We start from the raw sequence: 7,426 nt of genomic DNA on the forward strand, positions 1-7,426 counted from the left end.
TAGATAAAGGGCGTTCTTTACAAGAAAAAAGGCCCCATTTTTACTGCGTAGGAGCCCACCCTGGGGGCGACGCCTTTCGCGATGCCGCTACAGGCCCTGTGGACGTGATGCGAAAGATGTCGCCCACAGGGTGGGCTCCTACAATGACGGCAGCATCTTGAAGCCGCCTTCGCCGCGAACAAACCGCGCCAGCTTCTCCGGGTTGCGCTGCACGTGGATTGCCGTGATCCGGCCGCCTTCGATGGCGAAGGTCTGCACCGATTCCAGCGCACCCTCGAAGAAACGCATGACGGCGAGCTCGCCATTGACGCTGGCGATCTCCACACGCATGCCGCGGTCGTTGCGGATGCTCGGTGCATACAGCAGCTGCGCGATGCGCACGCCGCCTTCCATCGGTTTCGGGAAGCTGCTGACGTAGCCGCCGCCGTCGCCCATCAGCACGGCATCCGGCGCAAGGATCTCGCGCATGGAGCGGAAGTCACCCGAGGCCATCGCACCGGCGAAACGGCGGACCAGTGTCGCGTGCAGGTCACGGTTCACTTCGTAGCGTGGGCGCTCGTCACGCAACTGTTCCTTCGCGCGGTGCACCAGCTGCCGGCAGGCGGCCTCGCTCTTGCCCAGCACCTGCGCGATCTCCGGGTAATTCTCGTCGAACACTTCGCGCAGCAGGAACGCGGCGCGCGCTTCCGGCGCCAGCCGTTCCAGAAGGGCCAGGAAGGCCACGGAGACGTCGCTGGCCAGTTCCTGCAGGTCCTCCGGCGTCGCGCTGTCGTCGGTCAGGACCGGCTCCGGGAGCCAGATGCCCACGTAGTGCTCGCGCCGCGTGCGCGCGGAACGCAACTGGTCGATCGCCCGGCGGGTGGTCGCCGCGACCAGCCAGGCCTCGGCGTTATCGATGCCGTCGGTGTCCGTCCCATGCCAGCGCAGCCACACGTCCTGCACAACATCCTCGGCCTCGGGAACCGAACCCAGCATGCGGTAGGCGATGCCATGCAGGCGAGGCCGCAGGGCGGTGAAAGTGGCGGTAGCGGCGGTCATGTCATACCAGACGGATCAGGTACGCCTTTTGTGACACGGCCCGCCGCAAGCGTCCAGCAAGTTCCTGCGCTTTTTGACCGAATTGGCGGGGCGGGCCGGGCCGCCGCACGGCGGGCGACCCGGCGCGCGTAGGAGCCCACCCTGTGGGCGACGCCGTTCGCGGAAGAGCCACAGGTCCTGCAGCGCTTTTGCGAAAGATGTCGCCCACAGGGTGGGCTCCTACCGGGCAGCGCTTTACTTGCCCTTGTCACCCGGCAGCACGACGGGCTTGTTCTTGTCCTTCACGATGAAGACCAGGAACTTCGCCGGCTCGGTCTGGCTGGCGTTGCGACCGATCGTATGCGTGTCGTTCGGGCCTTCGTAGAACGTATCGCCCGCCTTCAGGTGCTGCTCCGGCTGGCCTTTCACGCCCTCGATGATGTTGCCCTCGAGCACGTAGACAATCGCGTTCGCGTCGTGGTGGTGCACGTGCTCGACGACGCCCGGCGGGTAGTCGACGGTGATGACGACGATTTCCTTGCCCGGGACATCCGGCATGTCCTTCTGGGTTACCGGGATGACCTTCGGCTCGACGGCCATGGTAGCGTGTTCCTCGTGGGCGCAGGCCGTGGCCGAGGCGGCGAGCAGGCCGAACGCTGCAAGCGCAAAGAGAGTTTTCATGGGTGTGTCCTCCAGGTGCGGGTGATCAGCCGACGGCGACCTTGTCGAGGCCATAAGCCTTGTCGAGGGAACCGGGCACGGTGTGGAAGGCGATGTTGACGCGGTTCCAGGCGTTGATCGTCATGATCGCGAAGGTCAGGTCGGACAGCTCCTTTTCGGAGAACTGCTCGCGCACCGTCTTGTAAAGCTCATCCGTGATGCCTTCCGGATTCAGGTCGGTCAGCGCCTCGGTGTAGGCCAGCGCGGCGCGCTCGCGCGGGCTGAACTGGTCCGATTCCCGCCAGATGGCGATGTGGTGCAGGCGCAGCTGGCGTTCGCCACCGGCAATAGCTTCCTTGACATGCATATCGACGCAGAAGCCGCAGCCGTTCATCTGCGACGCGCGCAGGTCGAGCATGTGCTTCAGGCCCGGTTCGATGCTGCTTTCCTTGCGCTGCGCTATCGAAAGCTCGACGAGCTTCTTGGTGAATTCCGGCGACTGCAGCTGGTAATCGAGACGCTTGCTCATGGATCGCTCCTCATGGGGTAGGGAAGGTGGGCCCGGCATGTGCGGGACGCTCACCAAGCTAGGCCCGGTGCCTTGCATTCGGTAGCCACGGCGGCGTCCGCACGATGTTGCGCGTAACGCACCAATGGCCATGTCACAGCGGCGGGAGCTACCGCGTCTGTATGGCATGGACACCCCAGAAGCCACGCAGCAGCGCCATGCCGGAACGGCCCGTGTCGAGGGTTGCGACCGCGTGTGGATCGAATTCCAGGCCGCGGTTCAGCAGCTTCCCCTGCTGCCACGGGTGGCCTTCCTGCTTAGCGACGTGCTGGGCAAGCCGATCGGCGAGGTATCCGCGCTGCTCGGTCGCGATGCCGACACCTGCCGACAGCTTATCGACGATGCCCGAACACGCCTGCGTGCCTTGCGCGCCGGCGCCCACGGAGACCACCCATGAATGTCACGCCGTTTCCGCAAAGCGCCCGCGTGGGCGCCGATGCACTCACCTCGAGCTTTTCCGCCAGTTATGCCGGCGTGATCGCTTTCATCGCCGTGGTGAACGAGGGAAGTTTCGCCCGGGCCGCCGATCGCCTCGGCATCGGCCGCAGCGCGGTCAGCCGCAGCGTGCAGAAGCTCGAGCAACAGGTGGGTGCGCGCCTGTTCTCGCGGACCACGCGGAGCACCTCGCTTACCCCGGAAGGCTCGCTGTTCTTTGAGAATTGCCAGCCCGGCGTGGAGCGCATCGCCCAGGCACTGGAAGACATGCGCGAGCTGCGCGAAGGCCCGCCGCGCGGGCGCCTGCGGATCAGTGCGGCGGTCGGTTTCGGACGTCGCGTGGTGGCACCCTTGCTGCATGGGTTCCGCGCGGCCTATCCGGACGTGGCGGTGGAGCTGCTGCTCGACGACCGGCCGGCCGATTTCATCACCGACCAGGTCGATGTCGCGTTCCGCAACGGGCGGATGGAAGACAGCCAGGTGATCGCCCGGCAGATCGTGCCGATGCGCATGGTCCTCTGCGCCTCGCCCGGCTACCTGGCGCGCAACCCGGCACCCCTGTCGCTCGACGACATCGCGGCCCACGAGTGCCTTGGCTACCGGCTCGCGAGCGGCCGCACGTTCGACTGGGAGTTCCGCGTAGACGGCCGCGACCGCAAGGTGCGCCCGGCCTCCATGCTGTCGTTCAACGATGCCGACCTCGTGCTGCAGGCGGCGCTGGATGGCGAAGGGCTGGCCCAGCTGGCCGGCTACCAGGTCTGCGACCACCTGAAGACCGGCCGCCTGGTCGCCTGCCTGCCGCAGCACGCGCCCGAGGATCGTGGGCACTACGTGTGCTACCTCAGCCGCCAGCAGATGCCGTCGCGGATCCGCGTGTTCGTGGACTACATGATCGCGGGCATCCGCGCGCTGGATTTCGATTGCGGCGATGACAACCGGATTGGTGCCTCCGTGGCAACACGGTGACGTCGTACCCGGGGCTACCCGTCATTGGGGCCCGGGCCTAGCCTTTCCTTTCAGAGAACCCGGCAAGAGGAGTCAGCCATGAAAATCCTGGTCATCGGTGGTACCGGCCTGATCGGCAGCAAGGTGGTGGCGCGCCTGCGCGCGAAGGGCCATGACGTCGTGCCGGCGTCGCCTTCGAGTGGCGTGAACACGCTTACCGGTGAAGGCCTCGACGCGGCCATGGCGGGCGTCCACACCGTGGTCGACCTGGCCAATTCGCCGTCGTTCGCGGCGGAGGCCGTCATGCACTTCTTCACCACGGCCGGCGGCAACATCGCTGCGGCGGAGAAGAAGGCCGGCGTCCAGCACCACGTGGCGCTCTCCATCGTGGGCACCGACCGCAAGCCCGGTAACGCGTATTTCGCGGCCAAGAACGCGCAGGAGAAGCTCATCCGGGAATCCGGCGTGCCTTACACGATCGTCCGCGCGACGCAGTTCCTCGAATTCACCGGCGGCATTGCCGACGAGCGCGGGCAGGGCCCGGAGATATCGGTCTCCACGGGTGGCATCCAGCCCATCGCCGCGGAAGACGTGGCCGATGCCGTCGCCGAGGCCGTGCTGGAGCCGCCGCGCAAAGGCTATATCGAGATCGCGGGCCCCGAGGCGAACGCGATGGATGAGCTGGTGCGGCGTTTCCTTCGTGCGAAGGGCGACCCGCGCGTCGTGACCGGCGATCCGTCGGCGCCGTATTTCGGTGGTGTCATCGGCAAGGATTCGCTGCTGCCGGGCCCGGGCGCGCATCTCGGCAAGGTGAGCCTGGATGCCTGGCTCGCCGGGCAGACCCCGGGTGCGCATGCCTGACGCCACAGGAGGCGCCCACGCCATGGAACCCAAGGTGCCGCATGTCTCCTTCCTGGATCGTTACCACGGTGACGTCTTCCAGCCGCTGTACACGGCCGACGTCACCGTTACCGGTGGCGTGGCAGCCCACGCCCGCGCATCGGGCGTGGCGCGCTCGTCGGATGGCGAGCTGGACGTTTCGTTGCGCGTCCCGCCGGCCTTGGGCGGCCCGGGCGGCGGTACCAACCCCGAGCAGCTGTTCGCGGCCGGCTTTGCGGCCTGCTTCCACGGGGCACTTAAGCTGCTGGCGGATCGCTCGTCCATCGCCATCCCGGATGCCGCCGTGAAGGTGAAGGTCACCTTCGGCCGTGATCCCGTGGATGGCCAGTTCACCCTGGTGGCCGAGGTGCGGATCGCGCTGCCGGGGGTCGACCGGCCGCTGGCCGAGGAGCTGGTCCGCCACACCGAGCGCCTGTGCCCCTACGCCAAGATGGCGAAGCAGGGGATCGACTGCACCGTGGCCCTCGAGCCCTGACCGCGCGGGGCCCGTGACGGCCGTCTCGACCCTTTAGTCCCGGCCACGTGGCCTACTACTGCGCCGTCCCCGGTGGCGGTATGATCGCGCCATGATTCGTCCTCGAGGGGAGGCGAGCCACGCGGGCCGAAGGCAAGGCCTTTGAGCCCAAGGGACAGGTGCGATGGGAAACGTCACGGACTATCTGGCCCGCGTCGGGGAGGACGCGGCCCTGCGGCATGGCTCACCGGCCGACCGCGAGGCGCTGCTGACCGAACTGGGGATCGATGACGATGCGACGCGCGAGGCGCTGGCCTACGGCGACGCCGACGGCTTGCGTCGCCTCCTTGGCGGCGTGCAGTTCATCGCCACCCAGATGCCGGATGGTCCGGAGCGCGAGAAGGAGGCGCCGGACGACGAAGGCGATGAGGATGACGACAACGACGAACCGTTGAAGAAGAAGGGGCCCGGCAGCCCGCCGGCGAAGGAGCGCTGACCGCTGTGCGTCGCTGGATTCGCCAGGTTCTCTTCGCGCTGGCCATGCCCTTCCTGGGCGTGGCGGCCGTGCATGCGGCACCCGATGCCGCGACATCGGCAAAGGCCAGCCGCACGCTGGAGCAGGCGGACCAGATCAAGCACGCCGATTTCGATGGCTTCACCCGCCTGCTTGGGCAGGTCGAGCCGGTGCGCGCGCAACTGGATGATGCGACCGCGGCCAAGCTGGCTTTCCTCGAAGGCTGGCGCGCGACCTGGGTGGGCGATTACGACAAGGCACGCGGCCTGCTCGATAGCGTGGCCGATACCGCCACCGATTCCGTGCTGCGCGTCCGCGCCATGGCGACCCTGATCAACCTGCTCGGCATCGCGCATCGCTATGAGGATGCGTTCCGCCGGCTCAACCAGATGCAGGAACTGCTGCCGTCGGTGCGCGATGTCCGCGCGCGTTTCGCTGCATTGGGCGAGGCCTCGCAGTTGCTTAGTTCAGCCGGCCAGTTCGATGCCGCCGAAGCGTACGCCCGGCAAATGGTCGACGAACCGCCGCCGGGTGAGAGCGAGTGCAAGGGTGTGCAGCACCTGATGCGGGCTCGCCGCGAAGCAGGCCGCCTCACGGCGATTGAGCCGTTGTACCAGGGGGCGATCGAAGCGTGCGAGGGCAGTGGCGATACCGTGTTCGCCGACGCCATGCGCTCCGATATCGGCATGTTCTACCTGCGTAACGGACAGCCGCGCGCGGCGATCGACCTGTTGCTCCCGCACCGCGATGACCTGCGCGACACGAACTACGCAACCCTGCTGGCCGAATTCGACGCGACGCTTGCCAGTGCTTACCTCGCCATGGATGACCTGGCCAATGCGCGGAAGCATGCGCTTTCCGCCGTGGCTGGCGCGGTGCGCGATGAGTACACCGACCCGCGCCGCGTGGGCTACAAGGTGCTGTTCGAAGTGGAGCAGCGCGTGGGCAATGCGCAGTCCGCGCTGGCGTACCACGAGCAGTACATGGCGGCCGACAAGGGTTACCTGGACGACATCAGCGCGCGCAGCCTCGCGTTCCAGCTGGTCGACCAGCAGGTGGTCGCGCGCAAGGCGGAAGTCGAGACGCTGAACAAGAAGAACGAGATCCTGCGCTTGTCCAACGCGCTGGATCGCAAGGAAGTGGAAACCGGGCGTCTATACATCTTCGTGCTGGGCCTGAGCCTGGTCGGTATCGTCGCCCTGGTGTTGCGCCTGCGCCGCTCGCAGCTGCGCTTCATGCGCATGGCACGCCGTGATGGCCTCACCGGCATCTGCAATCGCGAGCATTTCGTGGAGCAGTCGGAGCGCGTGTTGGCGTACGGTGCGCGTTCGGATCGCGGTGCCTGCCTGATCCTGTTCGACCTGGATCACTTCAAGAACGTGAATGACACGTGGGGTCATTCGGTGGGTGATGAGGTGTTGAAGCGGGCAGTGGACGTGTGCCGCCGCGCGCTGCATGCGTGCGATGTGTTTGGCCGCCTGGGTGGCGAGGAATTCGCGGTGCTGTTGCCGGATTGCAGCCCGGCGCAGGCGCGTGCGCGTGCGGAGCAGCTGCGCCTTTCCATTTCGGCGACGTCGGCGACGCCGTCGCGTCCGGAGCTGGTGGTGACGGCGAGCTTCGGCGTGGCCTCGACGCTGCAGTGCGGGTTCGAGCTGCACCGCCTGCTGGTGGTGGCGGATGGCGCGCTGTACCGGGCGAAGCGCTCGGGCCGCAACTGCGTCTTCATGGGCGATAGCGGGGACATCCCGGATTCGCCGTATCCGGTCGCGGCCTCGAGCTGACGATAAGGCTCGCCTTCGGCTTCGCGTGGGTGCTCGGCTTCGCCATCGCTTCTAGCGCTCTGACGTCTCCGGAAAGAGCCCTTGGCGCCCACCCTCGCTGCTCAGACAGTCCTCGTCGTTCGAAAAGGAAGGCCGCTACGCGGCCCATGTAC

The 7,426-nt window shown here is 66.9% G+C and carries 9 protein-coding genes; 6 read left to right on the plus strand and 3 right to left on the minus strand.

Features of this window, described 5'->3' with window-relative positions; translation table 11 throughout:
• Positions 1-138: 138 nt before the first annotated feature.
• The 3 genes from ACTHLF_RS11255 to ACTHLF_RS11265 form a co-directional block, all read right to left on the minus strand.
• On the minus strand, positions 139-1,038 hold the full coding sequence (locus tag ACTHLF_RS11255) for an RNA polymerase sigma-70 factor (RefSeq protein WP_440327433.1): 900 nt from the start codon (positions 1,036-1,038) through the stop codon (positions 139-141).
• A gap of 234 nt (positions 1,039-1,272) precedes the next feature.
• A complete protein-coding gene (locus ACTHLF_RS11260; protein WP_440327434.1) occupies positions 1,273-1,698 on the minus strand; it encodes a cupin domain-containing protein in 426 nt (141 codons plus the stop codon).
• Positions 1,699-1,723: 25 nt separating this feature from the next.
• A complete protein-coding gene (locus ACTHLF_RS11265) occupies positions 1,724-2,206 on the minus strand; it encodes a carboxymuconolactone decarboxylase family protein (protein ID WP_440327435.1) in 483 nt (160 codons plus the stop codon).
• Between the two features lie 166 nt (positions 2,207-2,372).
• Between ACTHLF_RS11265 and ACTHLF_RS11270 the strand changes: the two genes are divergently transcribed.
• The 6 genes from ACTHLF_RS11270 (at position 2,373) to ACTHLF_RS11295 (ending at position 7,274) form a co-directional block, all read left to right on the plus strand.
• Positions 2,373-2,642 carry a sigma factor-like helix-turn-helix DNA-binding protein gene (locus ACTHLF_RS11270; protein ID WP_440327436.1) on the plus strand — a complete coding sequence of 90 codons (270 nt, stop codon included), beginning with the start codon at positions 2,373-2,375 and terminating at the stop codon, positions 2,640-2,642.
• Complete coding sequence (locus ACTHLF_RS11275) at positions 2,639-3,646, plus strand: LysR substrate-binding domain-containing protein (protein WP_440327437.1); 1,008 nt, start codon at positions 2,639-2,641, stop codon at positions 3,644-3,646. The genes ACTHLF_RS11270 and ACTHLF_RS11275 overlap by 4 nt, the downstream gene beginning before the upstream one ends.
• Positions 3,647-3,724: 78 nt before the next feature.
• Complete coding sequence (locus ACTHLF_RS11280; RefSeq protein ID WP_440327438.1) at positions 3,725-4,486, plus strand: SDR family oxidoreductase; 762 nt, start codon at positions 3,725-3,727, stop codon at positions 4,484-4,486.
• Positions 4,487-4,508: 22 nt separating this feature from the next.
• Positions 4,509-5,000 (plus strand): Ohr family peroxiredoxin, encoded by a 492-nt coding sequence (locus ACTHLF_RS11285; protein ID WP_440327439.1) that lies wholly within the window; start codon positions 4,509-4,511, stop codon positions 4,998-5,000.
• A gap of 163 nt (positions 5,001-5,163) precedes the next feature.
• Entirely contained in the window at positions 5,164-5,475 is a 312-nt protein-coding gene (locus tag ACTHLF_RS11290) for a hypothetical protein (RefSeq protein WP_440327440.1), read from the plus strand.
• A gap of 5 nt (positions 5,476-5,480) precedes the next feature.
• A complete protein-coding gene (locus ACTHLF_RS11295; RefSeq protein WP_440327441.1) occupies positions 5,481-7,274 on the plus strand; it encodes a tetratricopeptide repeat-containing diguanylate cyclase in 1,794 nt (597 codons plus the stop codon).
• The last annotated feature ends 152 nt before the right edge of the window (positions 7,275-7,426 follow it).

This window comes from Luteibacter sp., from assembly GCF_051958795.1.
Classification (GTDB): Bacteria; Pseudomonadota; Gammaproteobacteria; order Xanthomonadales; family Rhodanobacteraceae; genus Luteibacter.

Excerpts from the sequence above, each read along its gene's own strand:
- ACTHLF_RS11255 (WP_440327433.1), bottom strand. The coding sequence starts at position 1,038 with ATGACCGCCGCTACCGCCACTTTCACCGCCCTGCGGCCTCGCCTGCAT.
- ACTHLF_RS11260 (WP_440327434.1), bottom strand. The coding sequence starts at position 1,698 with ATGAAAACTCTCTTTGCGCTTGCAGCGTTCGGCCTGCTCGCCGCCTCG.
- ACTHLF_RS11265 (WP_440327435.1), bottom strand. The coding sequence starts at position 2,206 with ATGAGCAAGCGTCTCGATTACCAGCTGCAGTCGCCGGAATTCACCAAG.
- ACTHLF_RS11270 (WP_440327436.1), top strand. The coding sequence starts at position 2,373 with ATGGACACCCCAGAAGCCACGCAGCAGCGCCATGCCGGAACGGCCCGT.
- ACTHLF_RS11275 (WP_440327437.1), top strand. The coding sequence starts at position 2,639 with ATGAATGTCACGCCGTTTCCGCAAAGCGCCCGCGTGGGCGCCGATGCA.
- ACTHLF_RS11280 (WP_440327438.1), top strand. The coding sequence starts at position 3,725 with ATGAAAATCCTGGTCATCGGTGGTACCGGCCTGATCGGCAGCAAGGTG.
- ACTHLF_RS11285 (WP_440327439.1), top strand. The coding sequence starts at position 4,509 with ATGGAACCCAAGGTGCCGCATGTCTCCTTCCTGGATCGTTACCACGGT.
- ACTHLF_RS11290 (WP_440327440.1), top strand. The coding sequence starts at position 5,164 with ATGGGAAACGTCACGGACTATCTGGCCCGCGTCGGGGAGGACGCGGCC.